The organism is Pseudonocardia halophobica (assembly GCF_050948485.1).
Classification (GTDB): Bacteria; Actinomycetota; Actinomycetes; order Mycobacteriales; family Pseudonocardiaceae; genus Pseudonocardia; species Pseudonocardia halophobica.
Genome location: NZ_CP192046.1, coordinates 2710587 through 2729058 on the forward strand (window position 1 = coordinate 2710587; position 18472 = coordinate 2729058).

20 protein-coding genes are annotated in these 18472 nt (G+C 72.9%); 12 read left to right on the forward strand and 8 right to left on the reverse strand.

What is annotated here, in order from left to right; translation table 11 throughout:
- Nucleotides 1-5 precede the first annotated feature (5 nt).
- The 3 genes from ACQP04_RS13055 to ACQP04_RS13065 all read right to left on the reverse strand — a co-directional run bounded on the left by ACQP04_RS13055 (nucleotide 6) and on the right by ACQP04_RS13065 (nucleotide 1947).
- Nucleotides 6-509, reverse strand: a complete 504-nt coding sequence (locus ACQP04_RS13055; RefSeq protein WP_433507305.1) for a hypothetical protein — start codon at nucleotides 507-509, stop codon at nucleotides 6-8.
- Nucleotides 497-823, reverse strand: coding sequence for a hypothetical protein (locus tag ACQP04_RS13060; protein ID WP_433507306.1), 327 nt, complete (start codon nucleotides 821-823; stop codon nucleotides 497-499). Before ACQP04_RS13060 ends, ACQP04_RS13055 begins: the two co-directional genes overlap by 13 nt.
- Nucleotides 824-912: 89 nt before the next feature.
- Entirely contained in the window at nucleotides 913-1947 is a 1035-nt protein-coding gene (locus tag ACQP04_RS13065) for an AraC family transcriptional regulator (protein ID WP_433507307.1), read from the reverse strand.
- Between the two features lie 207 nt (nucleotides 1948-2154).
- Here ACQP04_RS13065 and ACQP04_RS13070 point away from each other — a divergent pair, with 207 nt between their 5' ends.
- The 6 genes from ACQP04_RS13070 to ACQP04_RS13095 all read left to right on the forward strand — a co-directional run bounded on the left by ACQP04_RS13070 (nucleotide 2155) and on the right by ACQP04_RS13095 (nucleotide 8046).
- Nucleotides 2155-3144 (forward strand): quinone oxidoreductase family protein, encoded by a 990-nt coding sequence (locus tag ACQP04_RS13070; RefSeq protein WP_433507308.1) that lies wholly within the window; start codon nucleotides 2155-2157, stop codon nucleotides 3142-3144.
- Between the two features lie 53 nt (nucleotides 3145-3197).
- Nucleotides 3198-4118, forward strand: a complete 921-nt coding sequence (locus ACQP04_RS13075; protein WP_433507309.1) for a TauD/TfdA dioxygenase family protein — start codon at nucleotides 3198-3200, stop codon at nucleotides 4116-4118.
- A gap of 47 nt (nucleotides 4119-4165) precedes the next feature.
- Nucleotides 4166-5218 carry a 3-keto-5-aminohexanoate cleavage protein gene (locus ACQP04_RS13080; RefSeq protein WP_433507310.1) on the forward strand — a complete coding sequence of 351 codons (1053 nt, stop codon included), beginning with the start codon at nucleotides 4166-4168 and terminating at the stop codon, nucleotides 5216-5218.
- Nucleotides 5219-5232: 14 nt separating this feature from the next.
- Nucleotides 5233-6555, forward strand: a complete 1323-nt coding sequence (locus tag ACQP04_RS13085; RefSeq protein ID WP_433507311.1) for an MFS transporter — start codon at nucleotides 5233-5235, stop codon at nucleotides 6553-6555.
- Nucleotides 6552-7604 carry a YeiH family protein gene (locus tag ACQP04_RS13090; RefSeq protein WP_433507312.1) on the forward strand — a complete coding sequence of 351 codons (1053 nt, stop codon included), beginning with the start codon at nucleotides 6552-6554 and terminating at the stop codon, nucleotides 7602-7604. Before ACQP04_RS13085 ends, ACQP04_RS13090 begins: the two co-directional genes overlap by 4 nt.
- A gap of 124 nt (nucleotides 7605-7728) precedes the next feature.
- On the forward strand, nucleotides 7729-8046 hold the full coding sequence (locus ACQP04_RS13095; RefSeq protein ID WP_433507313.1) for a hypothetical protein: 318 nt from the start codon (nucleotides 7729-7731) through the stop codon (nucleotides 8044-8046).
- 50 nt (nucleotides 8047-8096) lie between these two features.
- Here the strand turns inward: ACQP04_RS13095 and ACQP04_RS13100 are convergent, their stop codons facing one another.
- Nucleotides 8097-8450, reverse strand: coding sequence for a nuclear transport factor 2 family protein (locus ACQP04_RS13100; RefSeq protein ID WP_433507314.1), 354 nt, complete (start codon nucleotides 8448-8450; stop codon nucleotides 8097-8099).
- 458 nt (nucleotides 8451-8908) lie between these two features.
- Here ACQP04_RS13100 and ACQP04_RS13105 point away from each other — a divergent pair, with 458 nt between their 5' ends.
- Genes ACQP04_RS13105 through ACQP04_RS13115 form a run of 3 tightly spaced genes read left to right on the forward strand, consistent with a single transcriptional unit; the run spans nucleotide 8909 to nucleotide 10063 of the window.
- Nucleotides 8909-9193: a hypothetical protein gene (locus ACQP04_RS13105; protein ID WP_433507315.1), complete on the forward strand. Its 285-nt coding sequence runs from the start codon at nucleotides 8909-8911 to the stop codon at nucleotides 9191-9193.
- Nucleotides 9186-9461, forward strand: coding sequence for an SH3-like domain-containing protein (locus ACQP04_RS13110; protein WP_433507316.1), 276 nt, complete (start codon nucleotides 9186-9188; stop codon nucleotides 9459-9461). The genes ACQP04_RS13105 and ACQP04_RS13110 overlap by 8 nt, the downstream gene beginning before the upstream one ends.
- On the forward strand, nucleotides 9458-10063 hold the full coding sequence (locus ACQP04_RS13115) for a nitrile hydratase subunit alpha (protein WP_433507317.1): 606 nt from the start codon (nucleotides 9458-9460) through the stop codon (nucleotides 10061-10063). Before ACQP04_RS13110 ends, ACQP04_RS13115 begins: the two co-directional genes overlap by 4 nt.
- Before the next feature lie 78 nt (nucleotides 10064-10141).
- Here the strand turns inward: ACQP04_RS13115 and ACQP04_RS13120 are convergent, their stop codons facing one another.
- Nucleotides 10142-10960 carry a TIM barrel protein gene (locus ACQP04_RS13120; RefSeq protein ID WP_433507318.1) on the reverse strand — a complete coding sequence of 273 codons (819 nt, stop codon included), beginning with the start codon at nucleotides 10958-10960 and terminating at the stop codon, nucleotides 10142-10144.
- Nucleotides 10957-11988: a Gfo/Idh/MocA family oxidoreductase gene (locus tag ACQP04_RS13125; RefSeq protein ID WP_433507319.1), complete on the reverse strand. Its 1032-nt coding sequence runs from the start codon at nucleotides 11986-11988 to the stop codon at nucleotides 10957-10959. Before ACQP04_RS13125 ends, ACQP04_RS13120 begins: the two co-directional genes overlap by 4 nt.
- A gap of 132 nt (nucleotides 11989-12120) precedes the next feature.
- Here ACQP04_RS13125 and ACQP04_RS13130 point away from each other — a divergent pair, with 132 nt between their 5' ends.
- Nucleotides 12121-13179: a LacI family DNA-binding transcriptional regulator gene (locus ACQP04_RS13130; RefSeq protein ID WP_433507320.1), complete on the forward strand. Its 1059-nt coding sequence runs from the start codon at nucleotides 12121-12123 to the stop codon at nucleotides 13177-13179.
- A gap of 153 nt (nucleotides 13180-13332) precedes the next feature.
- On the opposite strand, the gene ACQP04_RS13135 is transcribed toward ACQP04_RS13130, so the two are convergent.
- Complete coding sequence (locus ACQP04_RS13135) at nucleotides 13333-13638, reverse strand: antibiotic biosynthesis monooxygenase family protein (RefSeq protein WP_433507321.1); 306 nt, start codon at nucleotides 13636-13638, stop codon at nucleotides 13333-13335.
- A 65-nt stretch (nucleotides 13639-13703) separates the two neighbouring features.
- Nucleotides 13704-14669 (reverse strand): LysR family transcriptional regulator, encoded by a 966-nt coding sequence (locus ACQP04_RS13140; RefSeq protein WP_433507322.1) that lies wholly within the window; start codon nucleotides 14667-14669, stop codon nucleotides 13704-13706.
- 101 nt (nucleotides 14670-14770) lie between these two features.
- Between ACQP04_RS13140 and ACQP04_RS13145 the strand changes: the two genes are divergently transcribed.
- Nucleotides 14771-16528 (forward strand): FAD-dependent oxidoreductase, encoded by a 1758-nt coding sequence (locus tag ACQP04_RS13145; RefSeq protein WP_433507323.1) that lies wholly within the window; start codon nucleotides 14771-14773, stop codon nucleotides 16526-16528.
- Between the two features lie 11 nt (nucleotides 16529-16539).
- Nucleotides 16540-18444, forward strand: a complete 1905-nt coding sequence (locus ACQP04_RS13150) for a maleylacetate reductase and hydroxyquinol 1,2-dioxygenase domain-containing protein (protein WP_433507324.1) — start codon at nucleotides 16540-16542, stop codon at nucleotides 18442-18444.
- Nucleotides 18445-18472 lie beyond the last annotated feature (28 nt).

Consider the following 18472-nt stretch of genomic DNA (forward strand, 5'->3'; position numbering starts at 1 on the left):
GTCGGTCACGACGGCCTTCCGTCGCCCACACCACGTCCAGGGACTCCAGACCGCGGAAGAAGTAGCTCGCGATGGAGGTGGGTTCGTAGTGTTCGGCGAGCCGCATCCCGGGCAGGCGGTTGATCAGGGTCTCGAGGGCGACGCGGATCTCCGCGCGGGCCATCGGGGCGCCGGGGCAGACGGAACACCCGGCGGACGGGGGTGTGGTCCGGCTCGTCCTCGTTGGCGACGGCGTTGGTCTCGGGGACCCCGCCCGCCCGCAGCACCTCGACGACCTCGGGCCGGTTGCCGTAGATCTTCGGCACCGCCGCGGCCGAGGAGTAGGTCCCGGGATCGTCGACCACGGTGACCAGGTCGTCGTAGCGGGTCACCATGTAGGCGCCGAGCGTGGGGCTGAGCTGCGGCAGGCCCTGCCGGGCCATCCGGCAGAACAGGTGCGGGTCCTCGCGGTGCGGGCTGACCGTCGGGTTGAAGTTGAAGGCCGCGTCGGTGATGGTCACGCCCCGCACGCCGCGCAGGGTAGGCGGTCGGGGACACGCCGAGGTGCCGGGCGAAGGCGGCCTGTGTCCGCGTGCCCGGTCCAGGTGCGCAGCGGGCCGTCGAGCGGGACGTTGACCTCGTTCGCGGTCTCCAGCTCGCCGGTCTCGACGCTCACCTCGCCGGCGAAGCCGAGCAGGCCGACCGACACCCCGCCGACGGTCGTGGCGGACAGGGACATGGCGAAGCGGTCGTCCAGGACCGCGAGCCGGTGCGGGAAGTAGACGCGGCCGCACTCGACCTGGGCCTCGTCCCGCTCGGTCGTCGAGATGCTGATGGCGGGCACCGGCGCCTCCTCGACGCCGACGGTGACGCGTCCGGCGCGGGCGGGCAACGTGCCCGTTCGGCTACCCGGAACGCCTGCGCCCGTTCGGATCACGGCAGGGTGATCGCGCCGTCGTCCGGGGACGGGCGGCGGGCGGCGTCGCGCCACTGTGACGGGCTGACGCCGAAGCGGCCGCGGAACCACCGGGAGAAGGTGCTGGGCGCGGCGAACCCCAGCAGCCCGGACACGTCGGTCATCGAGTAGCGGTCGTTGGCCAGGTAGCGCTCGGCCCAGGCGGCGCGCGTCGCGTTCACGATCGAGGAGAAGCTCTCCTGCTCGTCGGCCAGGTGCCGGTGCAGGCTCCGCGGGGTCACCCCGAGGCTCCGTGCCACCTGCGACGTCGAGCAGCGGCCCAGCGGCAGGAGCATCTCGACGAGATCGCGCACCCGCTGGGTCACCGTCGCCCCCCGCGGTGAGGGCATGGACCGCAGCAGCTGCTGCGTGTAGGGCCGCAGCAGCGGATCGGACATCGCGTTCCCGGCGTCGAGCTGGTCGGCGTAGAAGATCAGCCCCGTGAACGGGTGGTCGAACTGCAGCCGGGGTCCGAACGTGCGCCGGTGCGTGTCCAGCACCGCCGGTTCCTGGTGGGAGAAGCACACCGACAGGGGCTCCCACTCCCGGCCCAGGAGCTCCTTGATGATGCCGAGCAGCGCCGCGGTGGCCAGCTCCAGCGACTGACGGGTGGGCGCGGGCTCGGCGAACTCGAGCCAGAGCCGGATCGTCGCCAGGCCGCTCGCCTCGTCGAGGGCCAGGTGCAGGGCCTCGTTGTAGGTGCGCTCGTAACCGGTCAGCAGCCGCAGGGCGCTGCGCAGGTCGGGTTCCTGGCGGAGCACGACGCTGAGCGGTCCCAGCGTCGCCAGCCGGCGGCGGGCGGCCAGGAGCAGGCCGAAGTCCTCGTGCCCCGAGCGCCGGGCCGACAGCTCCAGCAGCCGGGCGACATCGGCCGCCGGGATCCACCGGTCCGGGACGGCGATGTCGGCGATGTCGAGCCCGACACCGGTCATGAGCCGGTCGGGGTCGAGCCCGTGGGACCGCGCGAGCTCGACGAAGCCGTCGAGCGTGGCGGAGCGGCAGCAGGGACGCATCGTCGACCCCCCCGGGTTGTCCGAACAAGCTAAGGCATGTGTCCGGATCCGTACAGCCCCGCCGCCCTGCCGCTGCCATTGTCGTCTCGTCGGACAAGGGGCTCGGGAGAACCTCCGGGAAGCCGCCCCACGACGTTCTGTCGCACCTGCCGCGCGCTTTCCATCCGCAGTTCGCGCACTCGTTCCGTCAACATGGAGGACCTGTTCATGGCGAAAGGCATCCGCTTCTACGAGCCCGGTGCTCCCGAGGTTCTGCGGTGGGAATCCCTCGACGTGGGTGACCCCGGCCCGGGCGAGGTGCGGATCCGCCACGCCGCGGTCGGTCTGAACTTCGCCGACACGTATTTCCGGACGGGCCTGTACCCCGCCGCACTCCCCGCCGGAATGGGCGTCGAGGCCGCCGGCGTGATCGAGGCCGTCGGGCGTGGCGTGACCGGCTTCGCCGAGGGTGACCGCGTCACCTACACCGGCAGCCCGTTGGGTGCCTACAGCACCGAGCGCGTGATGGGCACCGAGTCGCTGATCGCGCTGCCGGACTCCATCCCGTTCGAGACCGCCGCGGCGATGACCATGCGCGGCCTGACCACGGCCTACCTGCTCCGCCGCATCGCGGACCTCTCACCGGGCGACACCGTTCTGCTGCACGCCGCCGCCGGCGGCGTGGGCCTGCTCTTCACCCAGTGGGCCGGCCTGCTCGGGCTGAACGTCATCGGCACCGTCTCCACGGACGAGAAGGCCGAGATCGCGAAGGCGCACGGCTGCACGCACACCATCGTCCACACCCGCGAGGACGTCGCGGAGCGGGTCCGCGAGCTCACCGACGGCGCCGGCGTCCCGGTCGTCTACGACAGCATCGGCAGGACCACGGTCCCGTCGTCGCTGGACTCCCTCGCCCGGCGCGGCCTGCTCGTCTGCTTCGGCACATCGTCCGGCCCCATCCCGCCGATCGACGCCATGCAGCTCGCCGTCAAGGGCTCGCTCTTCGTCACCCGGCCGGCGCTTGCCGACTACATCGCGGACGAGGCGGAACGCGCGGCGCTCGCCGGTGAGCTGTTCGACCACGTCGGGTCCGGGCGCATCACCGTCGGGATCAACCAGCGCTACGCCCTCGAGGACGCCGCGCGCGCCCACCGCGACCTGGAGTCGGGCCGCACTGTCGGCTCCTCGGTCTTCTGCCTGGAGTCCGGCACCGCTTGAGCGCCCACGGCTCCCGGTCATCCCGCCACCACCGCATCGAACAGGAGAAACGCATGTACGAGGTCATCGAGGGAGCGTCGGAGTCGCATCACGACTTCCCGTCGTTCCGGGTGGGTTCCGAAACGATCGAGGTCGTCCCGCTCACCGCGAGCATCGGGGCCGAGCTGCGCCGGGTCAGCCTGGCCCGGGCGTCGCGGGACGCCGCGCTCTTCGCCGAGCTCCGGGAGCTGCTGCTCCGCTACAAGGTTCTCTTCTTCCGCGACCAGGACATCACCCGCGCCGAGCACGTGGCACTCGCCGAGCGGTTCGGCGCGCTCGAGGACCACCCGGTCGCCGGCAGCGACCCGCAGCACCCCGGGCTGGTCCGCATCTACAAGGACCTGGACAGCCCGCCCGAGCACTACGAGAACGCGTTCCACTGCGACGCGACGTGGCGGGAGGCGCCGCCCATGGGCTCGGTGCTCCGCTGCGTCGAGGGCCCCCCGGTCGGTGGGGACACGATCTGGGTGAACATGGCGGAGGCCTACCGACGGCTGCCCGAGCACGTGAAGGACCGGATCGGCGGCCTGCGGGCGCGGCACAGCATCGAGGCCAGCTTCGGTGCGGCGATGCCTCAGGAGCAGCGGCACGCGCTGCACGAGCGCTTCCCCGACGCCGAGCACCCGGTGGTCCGGACCCACCCCGAGACCGGTGAGCGGATCCTCTTCGTCAATGCGTTCACGACGCATTTCACGAACTACCACACGCCCGAGAACGTCCGATTCGGGCACGACTACTCGCCGGGCGGCAGTGAACTGCTGAACTACCTGATCCGGCAGGCCTTCGTGCCCGAGTTCCAGGTGCGCTGGCGGTGGACCGAGAACAGCGTCGCGATCTGGGACAACCGCTCGACGCAGCACTACGCGGTGCAGGACTACTGGCCCGGCGTCCGCAAGATGGAGCGCGCCGGGATCGTCGGCACCGAGACCTTCTGATCCCTTTCCCCTCGCCTTCCCGACATCTTTCCGACAGGAGAAACGGCATGTACTTCCTCGACGACTCCCTCCTCCCGGAGAACCAGGAGAAGCTGGTCATCACCGCAGCCCCCTACGGACCGGAGTGGGAACCCGCGGACTTCCCGGAGGACATCCCACTGACGATGGACCAGCACGTGCAGCAGGCGGTGGACTGCTGGAACGCCGGCGCCACCGTGCTGCACGTCCACGTCCGCGAGCTGGACGGCAAGGGCTCCAAGCGCCTGTCGCAGTTCAACGAGCTGCTGCGCCGGCTGCGCGAGGCCGTGCCGGAGATGATCCTGCAGGTCGGGGGCTCGATCTCCTTCGCCCCCGAGGGCGAGGGCGCCGAGGCCAACTGGCTGTCGGACGACACCCGGCACATGCTCGCCGAGCTGGACCCGAAGCCCGACCAGGTGACCATCGCGATCAACACCTCGCAGATGAACATCGTCGAGCTGATGACCGCCTCCGACGTCGCCGGCACCTCGTTCGAGCGCCCGGAGCTGTGGGAGGCCTACCGGAACATGGAGGTGCCGGCCAGCCCCTCGTGGGTCGAGGAGCACCTCCGCCGGCTGACCGCCAAGGGCATCCAGCCGCACTTCCAGCTCGCGCACTCCGCGCAGCTGGAGACGGTCGAGCGGCTGGTCCGCCGCGGGGTCTACACCGGTCCGCTGAACATCACCTGGGTGGCGATCGGCGGCGGCTTCGACGGGCCGAACCCGTATACGATGATGGACTTCGTCCGCCGGGTGCCGGACGGGGCGTCGCTGACGGTGGAGAGCATCATGCGCAACGTCCTGCCGATCAACACCATGGCGATCGCGATGGGCCTGCACGCCCGCTGCGGCAACGAGGACACCCTCTGGGGCCGGCTCGGTGAGAGGTGCACCTCCGCGGCCGCCGTCGCGCAGCTGGTCCGGATCGCCGAGGAGCTGGGCCGCGGCGTCGCCACCGGCAAGGAGGCCCGCGAGATCTACCGGCTCGACGAGTACTGGGGCAGCGCCGACGAGGCGCTGGCCAAGCTCGGCTACCCGCCGAACCGCAAGCCCGGTCAGGTCGGCTTCACCCACCACGCCTGATCGACGGGAGCGTCATGGCAGCGCTGGTCACCGGGGGCAGGCACGACGGCATCGCCGCCGACCCGGCCCCCCGTCCCTGGGCCCGCCGGGCCTTCCCGTGGATCGTCTTCGCCCTCACGTTCGGACTGCTGCTGTCGGACTACATGTCCCGGCAGGTCCTGTCCGCGGTCTTCCCGATGCTCAAGATGCAGTGGTCGCTGACCGACACCCAGCTCGGGGCGCTCACCGGCGTCGTCGCGCTGACCGTGGGGATTCTCGCCGTCCCGCTGTCGCTGCTCGGCGACCGCTGGGGCCGGGTCCGCTCGATCGTCCTCATGGGCACGATCTGGAGCCTGGCCACGGCCGGCTCGGCCCTGGCGGCCGGCTACGGCCAGCTGATGCTGTCCCGCCTGCTCATCGGGGTGGGGGAGGCCGCCTACGGCAGCGTCGGGCTGGCCGTCGTCCTCGCCGTGTTCCCCTCCTACCGCCGCGCCTCCCTGACCGGCGCGTTCATGGCCGGTGGCTCGTTCGGCGCCGTGATCGGAACCGCCCTGGGCGGCGCCATCGCCGTCACCTTCGGCTGGCGCTGGTCGTTCGGTGTCATGGCGATCATCGGGCTGGTCCTGGTCGCCCTCTTCCGGGTGTTCGTCAGGAACGCCACGCTCGACCGGCACAAGGTCACCGACGGGGCCGAGGGCGAGCCGGTCCCGCGGGTCGACGAGAAGGCGCGCCTGCGCACGCTGTTCGGCACGCCGTCGGTCGTCGCCGCCTACGTCGGCAGCGGTCTGCAGCTGTTCATCGCCGGCTCGCTGTTCGCGTGGCTGCCCAGCTACCTCAACCGCGCCTACCAGCTACCCGCGGACGAGGCGGCCGGCGTCGCGGCGATCGCCATCCTGCTCATGGGTGCCGGCATGATCGTCTGCGGCATGGTCACCGACCGGCTGAGCCGGCGCCTGGCCCTCCGCAAGTGGACGACGGCGATCGTCTACAGCCTCGTGTCCCTGGTCTTCCTCGGGGTCGGGTTCGCCGTCCCGCCGGGTGGCGCGCAGCTCCTGCTCCTGGCGGTCGGCGTCTTCTTCGCCGCCGGCACCTCGGGCCCGGCCGGCGCGATGGTCTCCAACCTGACCTGCGAGTCGATCCGGGCGACGGCGCTCGGCACGCTCACGCTGGCCAACAACCTGCTCGGCCTCGCCGCCGGGCCGCTGATCACCGGCATCCTGGCCGACGAGTTCGGTCTGCTCGGCGCGATGAAGATCGTTCCGATGGTCGGGGTCGGCGCGCTGATCGCGCTGGTCATCGGCCGCAGGTGCTACCCGGCGAGCCTCGCCCGGGTGAACCGTGAGCGGGTGGCCGCGTGACCCGGCCGACCGTCGTCCTCCCCGCCGGACCGCACGCCGCGGATGCGGCGGCACCGGCCGGGCAGAGCCGGCCGACGCTGTGGATGGCGCTGCTCGTCGCGGCCCTCGGTCTCGGGGGGGCGATGCTCGCGCACAACCTGGTGCCGGCGGTCGGTGTCCTCACCTGGGCGGTCGCGCTGGGGATGGTCGCCGGGAACACGGGCGTCCTCCCGGCGGCGGCGCGGCAGGCGCTGAGCGGCCTCACCCGGCGACTGCTGCGGATCGGGATCGTGCTGCTCGGTGTCAGCGTCTCCTTCGGCGCGATCGCCGCGCTGGGACCGGGCACCATCGCTCTCGTCGCCGTCACCCTTGTGACCACGCTGGTGGTCACCACCTGGCTGGGCAACCGGGCCCGCCTCGGCCGGGCCCGCAGCCTGCTGCTGGGCACCGGCTTCGCGATCTGCGGTGCCTCGGCCATCGCGGCCATGGAGGACACCGCCGGCGGCGACGACGAGGACGTCGCCGTCGGGATCGCGATGGTCACGCTCTTCGGCACCCTGGCGATGGTGCTGCTGCCACTGCTGCGGCACCCGCTCGGCCTCAGCGACCAGCAGTTCGGCGTCTGGGCCGGCGCGAGCATCCAGGAGGTCGGCCAGGTCGTCGCGGCGGCCGAGGCCGGGGGCGCTGCCGTCGTGGCCGTCGCCGTCGTCGTCAAGCTGACGCGGGTGCTGCTCCTGGCACCCGTCGTCGCCGCGGTGAGCGTCCGGCGCCGGATGACCGATCCCGCCCGGGAGTCGACCGGCACGCGCCCGCCGATCGTCCCGCTGTTCGTGCTCGGGTTCGTCGCCTGCGTCGCCGTGCGCAGCACCGGGGTCGTGCCCCCGGCGGCGCTCGACGTCCTCGCCCAGGTGCAGGTCGCCGCACTCGGCGCGGCGCTGTTCGGCATGGGTGCGGGCGTGCAGATCCCCGCACTCTTCCGCCGCGGCGGGGCCGCCGTCGTGGTGGCGACGCTCTCGACGTTCCTGGTGGCCGGCGTCGCGCTGGCCGGGGTCGTGCTGCTCGGTCCCTGAGCCCGGGTCGCACCGCGGCGAGCTTCTCGGTCTCCGCGCGGGTGCACACCCGTCAGGGCCGGGTAGCCCGGCCGGGAGAGCTTCATCTCGGAGTGAGGGGATCCTCATGGGCGAGGACCGACACGTGGATCTGGGAGCCGTCGACCTGTACGGGCTCATCGAACAGCTCCTCGTCAGCGGGCCCGCTGCGGGCGCCACGCCCGCGGGCACGGGAGCGGCCCGTCGCGACGATGCGCTGGCGGCGGTGGCGGAACTGACCCGCATGCTCGAGGTGCCCGCCGAGGCGTCGGATGTCGACCTCGATCAGGCGCGCGCGAGGGTGACGCTCCTGCTCGTCATCCGCGACTTCGTCGAACCCACGGGCGAGGGCGCCGATGAGCACGTGCGGCGCTACCTCGACGAGGTGCTGGGTCGGATGCGGCGCGATCGGGGGACCGGCTAGATGATCCAGCAACGGAGACCAGTGACGCGGACGGTGCGGTCAGGGGACGGTCACCCCTTCACGTAGGAGAGGATCTCGACGACCTTTCCGTCGCGGACGCGCACGACGTCGACTCCTCGGACATGCCCACCATCGAAGCGGCAGGTCCAGCGCACCGTCACACGATCGCCACAGGCGAACATCTCCTCACCGTCGAAGACCGGTGAGGAGCCGAGAAAGTCCGCCATCGCCTGCCGCACCGCCGCCTGCCCCTCGTGGCGTCGACCGTCAGGGGCCGGTGCGAAGGACTCCCAGACACAGTCCTCGGTCATGGCCGCCATGAAGGCGTCGATGTCACCGCGGTCGAATGCGGCATCGAGTCGTCTGACGGCCCCGATCGTCGCGCGCGTCGCCTCGTCGTCCATGCCGTCCCCCGAGAGTGCGGTGCGGTCCCGTACGGGAATGCGTCCGGGCCGTGCTGAGCCGTTCCGGTCGTCCCAGTGTGGGGGTAGCGCCGTGCGACGTCTTCTCGGTGAACCCTCACGTGGTCCGGGTCGACTTCCCGTGGAAGCGCGTCCCGGCCTAGCTGCGCGGCCGAGGCGGCGGTCGCAGCGGGGCGGATCTGCTCGACGGACTCCGACGTTCTGCGGGCCCCACCGGTGTCAGCCGATGCGCTCGGCGAGGGACACGATGATCCCCTCCGGACCGCGCACATAAGCCATGCGCCACATGCTCTCGTCCTCACCGATGCCGCCGACCAGCCCGTACCGCCCGCGGCCTGAGGTCGATCCTCCGGTACTCGTCGTGGCGATCCACCGGGGAAATGGCCGAGCGCGGGATCTCGACATCGACCGTGTCGCAGGTGGTGGGGTAGGAAGGGCGGGTGAGCCGCATCAACGACGTCGGCGGGATGAGCGGGTTCGCGCCGATCGTCGAGGAGCCCGACGAGCCGCGCTTCCACGCCGACTGGGAGGCGCATGTGTTCGCGCTCAACGGCGCCCTGATCCGGCGCGGTGTCTACAACCTCGACGAGTTCCGCGACGCGCAGGAGCGGCTCCCGGTGCGGGAGTACCTGGCCGCCTCCTACTACGAGCGGTGGTTCGCCGCGATCCGCCTGCTGCTGGCGGAGAAGGGCGTCGCGACCGCCGAGGAGCTCACGCATGGCTGAGCGGTTCGCGCCGGGCGTCCGGGTGCGCACCCGGACGGCCGACGTCGCGGGCCACACCCGGCTGCCGGGCTACGCCCGCGGGGCGGTCGGCACCGTGGTGGAACTCGCGGGCCGGCACCCGCTGGCGGACGAACGGGCCCGCGGCCGGGACGCGGAGCCGCACGCCGTGTACCACGTACGCTTCGCGGCGGCGGACCTGTTCGGCGCCGGCGACCACAGCGTCGTCGTCGAGCTGTGGGAGGACTACCTGGTGGAGGAGCGGGCATGAGCGGGGAACACGCGAGCTCGACGATCTCGGCCGAGGTCCGGCACGTCGAGTCGCTGCTGGAGGCGCGCGGTCTGCTGGAACCCGGGGAGATCGACACCCGGATCGACGAGTTCGCGGCCAAGGGGAGTCCGGCCAACGGGGCCCGGATCGTGGCGCGCGCGTGGACCGATCCGGGGTTCGCGGAGCGCCTGCTGGCCGACGCCAACGCCGCGATCCGCGAGGTGGGCCTGACCATGGCGGGCGGGATCCAGGAGCAGCGGCTCAAGGTGGTCGCGAACGGGGTGGGCGCGGACGGGACGGAGGAGCACCACGTCGTGGTCTGCACGCTGTGCTCCTGCTACCCGATCGCGCTGCTCGGGCCCTCGCCGACCTGGTACAAGAGCGAGGCCTACCGCTCCCGGGTGGTGCGCGACCCGCGCGGCGTGCTGCGCGAGTTCGGCCTCGTGCTGCCGGACTCGGTCGCGATCTCGGTGTGGGACGCGAGCGCGGAGTCCCGGTACATGGTGCTGCCCCGCAGGCCGGACGGCACCGACGGCCTCTCCGAGGAGCAGCTCGCCGGCCTCGTCACGCGGAAGGGCCTGATCGGCACCGCGGCGGTCTGAGTCCCGGTCCCGGGTCGTCGGGCACCGCACGCCATCGACGCGCCTCGCCACCCGGGCGCCGGACCGGCGCCGCTCCGCTCAGCGGGCGATCGTGAACGCGGTGCGGAAGCGGTCGAGGGCCCGGTCGGGGTCGCCGGAGGCCCAGCCCTCGAGGCCGACGACGCCGGTGTAGCCGAGGCGGTCCAGCGCGGCGGCGACGGCGGGGTAGTGGATCTCGCCGGTCCCGGGTTCGCAGCGGCCGGGTACGTCGGCGACCTGGATCTCCCCGACGAGCGGGAGGGCCCGTTCGACGAGCTGGACGAGGTTCCCCTCGCCGATCTGGGCGTGGTAGAGGTCCAGGTTGAGCCGCAGGTGGGGGCTGTCGACGGCCTCGACCAGGGCGATCGTGTCCGCAGCCCGGGCGAAGGGGACGCCGGGGTGGTCGACGGCGGTGTTGAGGTTCTCCAACGTGAACACCCGCCCGGCCCGTTCGCCCAGCTCGGCGATGCGCGTCAGGGTCCTCGCTGCGGTCAGCCACATCTCCGGTGTGGTGACGTGTGCGACGACGACCGGCAGGCCCCGGTCGTCGAGGCCGGTGCCGTGCAGGTTGAGCCGTGGGCAGTCGAGCTGCTCGGCGACCTTCAGCGACTCCTCGGCGGTGCGCAGCAGCTCCTCGGCCCCGTCCGGGTCGGCCAGGGTGCCGGTGACGTAGCCGGTCATCGAGGAGAACCTCGCGCCCGTCGCGACCAGGGCGTCGACGTCCTTGCGGGTCCAGTCCCAGATCTCGACCTCGTAGCCGAGCCTGGAGAGCCGCTCGACGCGCTCGAGGAAGGACAGGTCGACGAACACCACCTCGGCGGAGACCGCGAGCCGGTAGGTGCTGCCGGTGTCGATGCGACTGCCGGTGGCGGCGCTCACTTCGCGACCTCCGCGATCTGCACCGGACGGTTCTCACGGACCGACTGTGCCGCCGCCGTCGCGATGGCCAGGGCCGCGCGGGCGTCCTCGCCACCGACCGCGGCCGGGCCGCCGGTGCGCACGGCCTCGACGAACGCGGCCAGCTCGGCCACGTAGGCGCCGGCGAGGAGCTCCTGGTCGCTGCGGGCGGTGTCGATCGCGCGGCCGGCCGGGCCGGAGAACGCCATGCCGGTGCGGCGCCCGTCGCCCATCGTGGCCATGCCGCCGGAGCCGAAGACCTCGCCACGGACGTCGTAGCCGTAGGCAGCCTCGAAGCAGGCCTCGGCGATCCCGGTCGCGCCGTTGTCGAACCTCACGGTGACCACGGCGGTGTCCAGCAGGCCGCGGTCCTTCCAGGCCGGCTCGACGAGGGCGTCCGCGGTCGCGTAGACCTCGACGGCCTCGGCGTCGGGGTTGAGGAACCGCAGGGTGTCGAAGTCGTGGATGAGGGTCTCGTTGAAGATCGTGTCGGCGGGGACCCGCGACGGGTCGAAGCCGCCGGGATCACGGGTCACCGAGCGCAGCAGCCGCGGGGTGCCCAGCACGCCCCGGTCGAGCAGCGCCCGCGCGGCGGCCCAGTCCGGGGCGAAGCGGCGGTTGAAGCCGACCTGCAGCACCACCCCGGCCGCGCGGACGGCGTCGATCGCCCGGTCCAGGTCGCCCAGCGACAGGGCGGCGGGCTTCTCGCAGAACACCGACTTCCCGGCCTGCGCCGCGGCGACGATCAGGTCGGCGTGGAAACGCGCCGGGGCGGCAATGACGACCGCCTCGACGGCCGGGTCGCCGAACGCCTGCGCCGGGTCGGTGTGGGCGGCGGGTGCGCCCCACCCCGCGGCGAGCTTCTCGGCAGTGCCGGGGGCGGGATCGGCCACGGCCACCAGCCGTGCGCCCGGAAGCCGCTGCGCGAGCGTCGCACCGTGGTAGGCGCCCATCCGGCCCGATCCGATCAGGGCGACGCCGACCGGCGCACCGCTGTCCACCTGGCTCATCCCACTCCTCCTCGAGCTGCATGCACCCGCGCGCGAGCTAGAACGTTATAGGAGTGAGTATGCGGTCGGGGAGTGCGACAGTCAACGGCTTTGCCCTATAACGTTCTAGAACTTCTGGGCTAGACTCGCGGCATGACGGAGGGGTCCCCGGCGCGCGGTCGCCGTACGACGCTCGCCGACGTCGCGGCCCGCGCGGGAGTGTCCGTGCCGCTCGTCTCGATCGTCATGCGGGACGCACCGGGAGCGAGCGCGGCGACGCGCGAGCGGGTGCGGAAGGCGGCCGAGGAGCTGGGCTATCGCCCGGACAGTCGGGCGCGGATGCTGCGGCGCAGCCGGACCCGGCTGATCGGCGTCGTGTTCGGGGTGCAGCACCCGTTCCACGGCGACCTCGTCAGCGGCCTCTACACCTCGGCGGACGCCGCGGAGTACGAACTCGCCCTCAGCGCCGTCACCCCGGGCCGGGACGAACGCCGCGCCGTCGCGAGCCTGCTGCAGGACCGCTGCGAGGCCCTGATCCTCCTCGGCCCCGCCCTGCCGACGTCCGAGCTGGCCGATCTCGCCGTCCGGATGCCGGTGATCGTGGTGGCCCGCCCGGTCCGCAACCGCGCGGTCGACGTCGTCCGCACCGACGACGCCGCGGGGCTCCACCTCGCCGTCGACCACCTCGTCGACCTCGGGCACACCCGGATCGCGCACGTCGACGGTGGACGCGCCCCGGGCGCTGCCGAGCGACGACGGGGCTACCGCGAGGCCCTCGACCGCCACGGGCTCGCCGACCAGGCCCTGATCGTGCCCGGGGGCCTCACGGAGGACGACGGGGCGGCCGCCGCTCGCGAGCTGATCGCCGCGCGCCCCACGGCCGTCACGGTGTTCAACGACCGCTGCGCCACGGGCGTCCTCGACGTCCTCCGCCGCGAGGGGGCGTCGGTCCCCGGCGACATGTCCGTGGTCGGGTTCGACGACAGCAGTCTGGCCCGCCTGTCCCACGTCGCGCTCACCACCGTCGCCCAGGACGCCGGGCGGATCACCGCCCTCGCGGTCGCCCGGGCCGTCGCCCGCCTCGACGGCGATGCCGCGGCGGACGAGCGCGAACAGGTCATCCCGCCCCACCTCGTCGTCCGCAGCACCACCGCGCCGCCGCGCGCCGACCTGGCTGCGGCTCCGACCCGTGGGGTCCGGACCGCCACCTGATCACGTCGACGGCTCCGCGGACGTCCGCGCGGCGAGCTCGGCCAGGTGCTGCAGCGAGGTGATCAGGTGCTCCGGGCCGAACGGCGGGAAGTGGATGTACTCCCGGATGAACTGCGGCACTGCCGACCCCGGTGAGCGTGCCGAAACGGAGCGCTACTCCTCGCCGCGGGAGTCGACCACCACCTCGTGCCAGGTGATCCGGCTGTCGCCCTCCTGCAGCCCCTCCATCCGGGTGCGGGTCTCGGCGAAAGCGTCGTCCTCGTGCCAGGCCTGCCAGTCCGCCCGGCTCTGCCAGGTCCCGACCACGACGCGCGTGTTCTGCCCGTCCAGCGGGATGAGCAGCTGCCCACCCACCCAGCCCGGTCGCCCGCGGGCGGCCGTGAGCCGGTCGCGCATCGCGGCGTCCCACTCGGGCTCGGAACCACGTTTCAGCGTGATCTCGGTGATGACCGTCATCATGTCGGCGACTCCCTCCCCGGAGATGCCCGTGGGTTCCCGGCGGGCCGGACCTCCATGCCCGCCCGTCACCAGTGCGCGGCGCCGAGACCGTGCCGGGCGTGGGCGGGGCCGAGGACGTCGGGCTCCGGGGTGGACAGGGCGGTGCGGAGGAAGCGGCGGAGGACGGGGGAGTCCTCGTCGGGCCGCCAGCACACCGCGGTCTCGACCACGGGGGTGTGCTGCCGCGGGTGCCGTGCGACCAGCCCGCCCCACACCATCGACGTGTACTGCGCGGGCAGGAGCGTGACGCCCGCCCCGGCCTCGACCAGCGCCAGGGCCTGCACGATCGACCCGGCCTCGACCACGCCGTGATCGCCGTCCGGCTCGGCGACCGCCCAGGCCGCCCGGACGTGCGCCGCGAACCCCTCGCCTGTCGCCTCGGCGACCACCACGCGTGCCCCGCGCACGAGCGACAGGTCGACCCGGTCGCCGCCCGCCTCCGGATGCGTGTCGGGCAGCACCGCGACCAACGGCTCACGGGCCACGACCGCCACCTCCAGTCCCCGTGATCGGGCGCGCGGGTGCCGGGTCCGGCCCGGCTCACCGGGGGCGAGGTGGAGGAGCCCGGCGTGGGCGTCGCGCCGGTGGACCCGCTCGACGACGTCGGCGTCCGTGGCCTCGGTGACGGTCAGGTCGACGCCGCCGCCGAGCGCCGCCCCGCCGGCGAGGTGCGGCAGCAGCCGGGGCGAGACCGTGTGCCCGACGACGACGCCGAACCGGCCGCGCGTGCCGAGCCCGACCGTCCGGACCTCCTCGGCCGCGGCGGACACGTCGGCGAGCACCCGGCGGGCCCGTTCGACGAGCACCCGCCCGGCGGCGGTGAGGTCCACGCCACGCCCGTGCCGGACCAGCAGCTCCACGCCGAGCTCACGCTCCAGGGACCGCAACCGGACGGTCAGCGGGGGCTGCGTCATGTGCAGCCGGGCGGCGGCCCGGCTGATCGAGCCCTCCTCGGCGACGGCGACGACGCACTCCAACGCCCGCAGATCCATAGGCGGAGCGTATAGCTGCTCGCAGGACTCGGTATTGGACGTATGGCGGACCGCGTTCCCATACTCGATCCGTCCCGGACGCACTTCAGAGACGAGGCGGCGTGAACGAGCAGACGGTCCTGACCACGGACGTGCTGGTCATCGGCAGCGGACCGGCCGGGGCATCGGCCGCTCTGTTCCTGGCCACCTACGGCGTCGACCACATCGTGATCACCAAGTACCGGTGGACGGCGAACACGCCGCGGGCCCACATCACCAACCAGCGGACCGTCGAGATCCTGCGCGACATGGGGATCGAGGACGACGTCCGGGCGCAGGGCACGCCGTCGGCGCTGATGGGCGACACGGTCTTCTGCACCAGCCTGGCCGGCGACGAGATCGGCCGGGTGCGGACGTGGGGGACCCACCCCGCGCGTCGCGCGGACTACACGCTGGCCAGCCCGTCGGACAACTGCGACCTGCCGCAGACGCTGCTGGAGCCGATCCTCATCGGGCACGCGGCCGAGCGGGGCAGCCGGATCCGGTTCGACACCGAGTACCTCGGCCTCGAGCAGGACGCCGACGGCGTGACGGTCACGGTGCGGGACCGGCTGTCCGGCCACACCTACCCGATCCGGGCGAAGTACGTGATCGGCGCCGACGGCGGCCGCAGCCAGGTGGCGCGCGACGTCGGGCTGCCCTTCGAGGGGCAGATGGACATCGCCGGCAGCATGAACATCGTCTTCCACGCCGACCTGTCGCGATACGTGGAGCACCGGCCGAGCGTCCTGTACTGGGTGCTGCAGCCGGGCTCGAACATCGGCGGCATCGGCATGGGGCTGGTCCGCATGGTCCGCCCGTGGGACGAGTGGCTGATCGTGTGGGGCTACGACATCGACCGGGCGCCGCCCGAGGTCGACGACGCGATGGCCACGAAGATCGTCCACGACCTCGTCGGCGACGACACGATCCCGGTGACCATCCGCTCCACCTCGTTGTGGGGCAACAACAAGATGTACGCCACGCGCTACCGGGCCGGCCGCGTGTTCTGTGCCGGCGACGCCGTGCACCGGCACCCGCCGTCGAACGGCCTCGGCTCCAACACCTCCATCCAGGACTCCTACAACCTCGCGTGGAAGCTGGCGGCGGTGCTCTCCGGGAAGGCCGGCGAGGAGCTGCTCGACAGCTACGACGCCGAGCGCGCCCCGGTCGGGAAGCAGATCGTGCTGCGCGCAAACAAATCCATCGAGCAGTTCGGGCCGATCTTCGACGCGCTGGGGTTCACCGACTCCGACGACCCCGTGCAGCAGATCGCGAGCATGCGGGCCCGTGCCGCGGACACCCCGGAGGCTGCGGAGCAGCGGATCGCACTGCGGAAGGCCCTCGAGCTCAAGGACTACGAGTTCAACGCGCACGGTGTGGAGCTCGGTCAGCGCTACCGCTCGGGCGCGGTGGTCGGCGACGGCACCCCCGAGCCGGAGTACGAGCGCGACCCGGAGCTGTACTACCACCCCACCACCTGGCCCGGTGCCCGCCTGCCGCACTGCTGGCTCGGGCGCGGCGGGCACAAGGTCAGCACCCACGACGTCACCGGCAAGGGCCGCTTCACCGTGCTCACCGGCATCTCGGGGCAGGCCTGGGTCGGTGCCGCGGAGGCCGCGGCCCGGTCGGTGGGCATCGAGGTCGACGCGCACGTGATCGGCCCGGGCCGCGATTACACCGACGTCTACGACGACTGGGCCCGCCTGCGCGAGGTGTCCGAGTCCGGCTGCGTGCTGGTCCGGCCGGACGCGCACGTCGGCTGGCGGGCCCACGAGCTGCCCGCCGACCCGGAGCGGGAGCTCACCGCCGCGCTGGCCGCGCTGCTGGCGCGGGCCTGAGGGGGAACGTCATGCAGGACTTCACCTACACCGCCCACCCGGCCCGGATCGTCTTCGGGTCCGGCACGCTCGAGCAGGTCGCCGACGAGGTGAGCCGCCTCGGCCGCTCGCGCGCCCTGGTCCTGGCCGGGGAACACCTGCGGGACGTCGCCGACCGCGTCGAGAAGATCCTCGGTCCGCTCGCGGCCGGCCGGTTCGACGGCGCCGCGATGCACACCCCGGTCGAGGTCACCGAGCAGGCGCTCGCGGTGCTGCGCGAGACCGGCGCGGACTGCGTGGTGGCCGTCGGCGGCGGCTCGACGACCGGGCTGGCCAAGGCGCTCGCCGTCCGGACCGGGGTGGACCAGGTCGTGCTGCCCACGACCTACGCCGGGTCCGAGGTCACGCCGGTCCTGGGCGAGACCGCGGAGGGGGTCAAGACCACCCGCACCGACCCGGCGATCCTGCCCGAGACGGTGATCTACGACGTCGAGCTGTCGGCCGGGCTGCCCCGCCCGCTCGCCGTGACCAGCGCGGTCAACGCGCTCGCCCACGCCGTCGAGGCGCTCTACGCGCCCGACGCCAACCCGGTCGTCGACGGCATGGCGCTCGACGCCGTCCGCCACCTCGCCCGGGGGCTCCGCGGCCTCGACACCGACCCGGACGCCCGCGCCGACCTGCTGCGCGGCGCCTGGCTGGCCGGGACCTGCCTCGGTGCGGTCGGGATGGGCCTGCACCACAAGCTCTGCCACACCCTCGGCGGCAGCTTCGGGCTCCCGCACGCGCCGACGCACACCGTGGTGCTGCCGCACGCCATGGCCTACAACGCGGCGGCCGCACCCGGGGCGATGCGCCGGGTCGCCGAAGCGTTGGGCGCGGCCGACGCGCCCAGAGCGGTGTTCGACCTGATCGTCGACGCGGGCGGGCCGACGTCGTTGCGCGAGCTGGGGCTCGCCGAGGCGGACCTAGAGCGGGCGGTCGAGCTCGCCGTCGCCAAGCCCTACCCGAACCCGGCCCCGCTGACCCGGGACGGGCTCGCCGGGCTGCTGCGCCGGGCGTGGGCGGGGGAGCGGCCGCCCGGCTCCACGACGGTCGACGGCCTCACGGCGCAGGTCGTGGCCACGTTCGCGGACACCGAGGACCCGCGGCTGCGCGCGCTGCTCACCGACCTGGTACCGCGCCTGCACGCCTACGCGGTGGCCAACGACCTCACGCAGGCCGAGTGGCAGCAGGGGATCGACTTCCTCACCCGCACCGGCCGGACCTGCACCGACACCCGGCAGGAGTTCGTGCTGCTCTCCGACACGCTCGGACTGTCCAGCGTGGTCGACGTGCTGGACAACTCGCGAACGCCGGACACCACACCGTCGGCCGTCCTCGGGCCCTTCTACGTGGAGGGACCGCCGGAGCTGCCGCAGGGCGCGGACGTCTCCGCCGGCCTGCCGGGGATCCCGCTGTACGTCGACGTGACGGTCACGGACACGGAGGACCGGCCGTTGCCCGACGCCGTCGTCGACGTCTGGCAGTCGAACGAGGACGGGTTCTACGACGTCCAGCTGCCGGACCTCGACGGGCCGGTGCTGCGCGGGCGGCTGCGCACCGACGCGGAGGGCCGCCTGCGGTTCCGGTCGATCCTGCCGTCGGAGTACCCCATTCCCGACGACGGCCCGGTCGGCGCGATGCTGCGGGCCGCCGGCAGGCACCCCTACCGGGCGCCGCACCTGCACTTCATGATCGACGCGCCGGGGCACCGGAAGCTGATCACGCAGCTCTTCGTGCGGGGCGGGAAGTACCTCGACTCGGACGCGGTGTTCGGCGTGAAGGAGGACCTGATCGTCGATTTCGAACCCCGCACCGGCCCGACGCCCGACGGCGCCGCCGTGGAGGGGGAGTGGCGGGAGCTCCGCTACACCTTCCGGATCGCGCGGAGCGGTTGATCCTGCGCGGATCCTGATCGGTCCGCGG

Coding starts and splice junctions, on each gene's coding strand:
- ACQP04_RS13065 (WP_433507307.1), bottom strand. CDS start 1,947: ATGCGTCCCTGCTGCCGCTCCGCCACGCTCGACGGCTTCGTCGAGCTC.
- ACQP04_RS13070 (WP_433507308.1), top strand. CDS start 2,155: ATGGCGAAAGGCATCCGCTTCTACGAGCCCGGTGCTCCCGAGGTTCTG.
- ACQP04_RS13075 (WP_433507309.1), top strand. CDS start 3,198: ATGTACGAGGTCATCGAGGGAGCGTCGGAGTCGCATCACGACTTCCCG.
- ACQP04_RS13080 (WP_433507310.1), top strand. CDS start 4,166: ATGTACTTCCTCGACGACTCCCTCCTCCCGGAGAACCAGGAGAAGCTG.
- ACQP04_RS13085 (WP_433507311.1), top strand. CDS start 5,233: ATGGCAGCGCTGGTCACCGGGGGCAGGCACGACGGCATCGCCGCCGAC.
- ACQP04_RS13100 (WP_433507314.1), bottom strand. CDS start 8,450: ATGGACGACGAGGCGACGCGCGCGACGATCGGGGCCGTCAGACGACTC.
- ACQP04_RS13110 (WP_433507316.1), top strand. CDS start 9,186: ATGGCTGAGCGGTTCGCGCCGGGCGTCCGGGTGCGCACCCGGACGGCC.
- ACQP04_RS13115 (WP_433507317.1), top strand. CDS start 9,458: ATGAGCGGGGAACACGCGAGCTCGACGATCTCGGCCGAGGTCCGGCAC.
- ACQP04_RS13125 (WP_433507319.1), bottom strand. CDS start 11,988: ATGAGCCAGGTGGACAGCGGTGCGCCGGTCGGCGTCGCCCTGATCGGA.
- ACQP04_RS13130 (WP_433507320.1), top strand. CDS start 12,121: ATGACGGAGGGGTCCCCGGCGCGCGGTCGCCGTACGACGCTCGCCGAC.
- ACQP04_RS13135 (WP_433507321.1), bottom strand. CDS start 13,638: ATGATGACGGTCATCACCGAGATCACGCTGAAACGTGGTTCCGAGCCC.
- ACQP04_RS13140 (WP_433507322.1), bottom strand. CDS start 14,669: ATGGATCTGCGGGCGTTGGAGTGCGTCGTCGCCGTCGCCGAGGAGGGC.
- ACQP04_RS13150 (WP_433507324.1), top strand. CDS start 16,540: ATGCAGGACTTCACCTACACCGCCCACCCGGCCCGGATCGTCTTCGGG.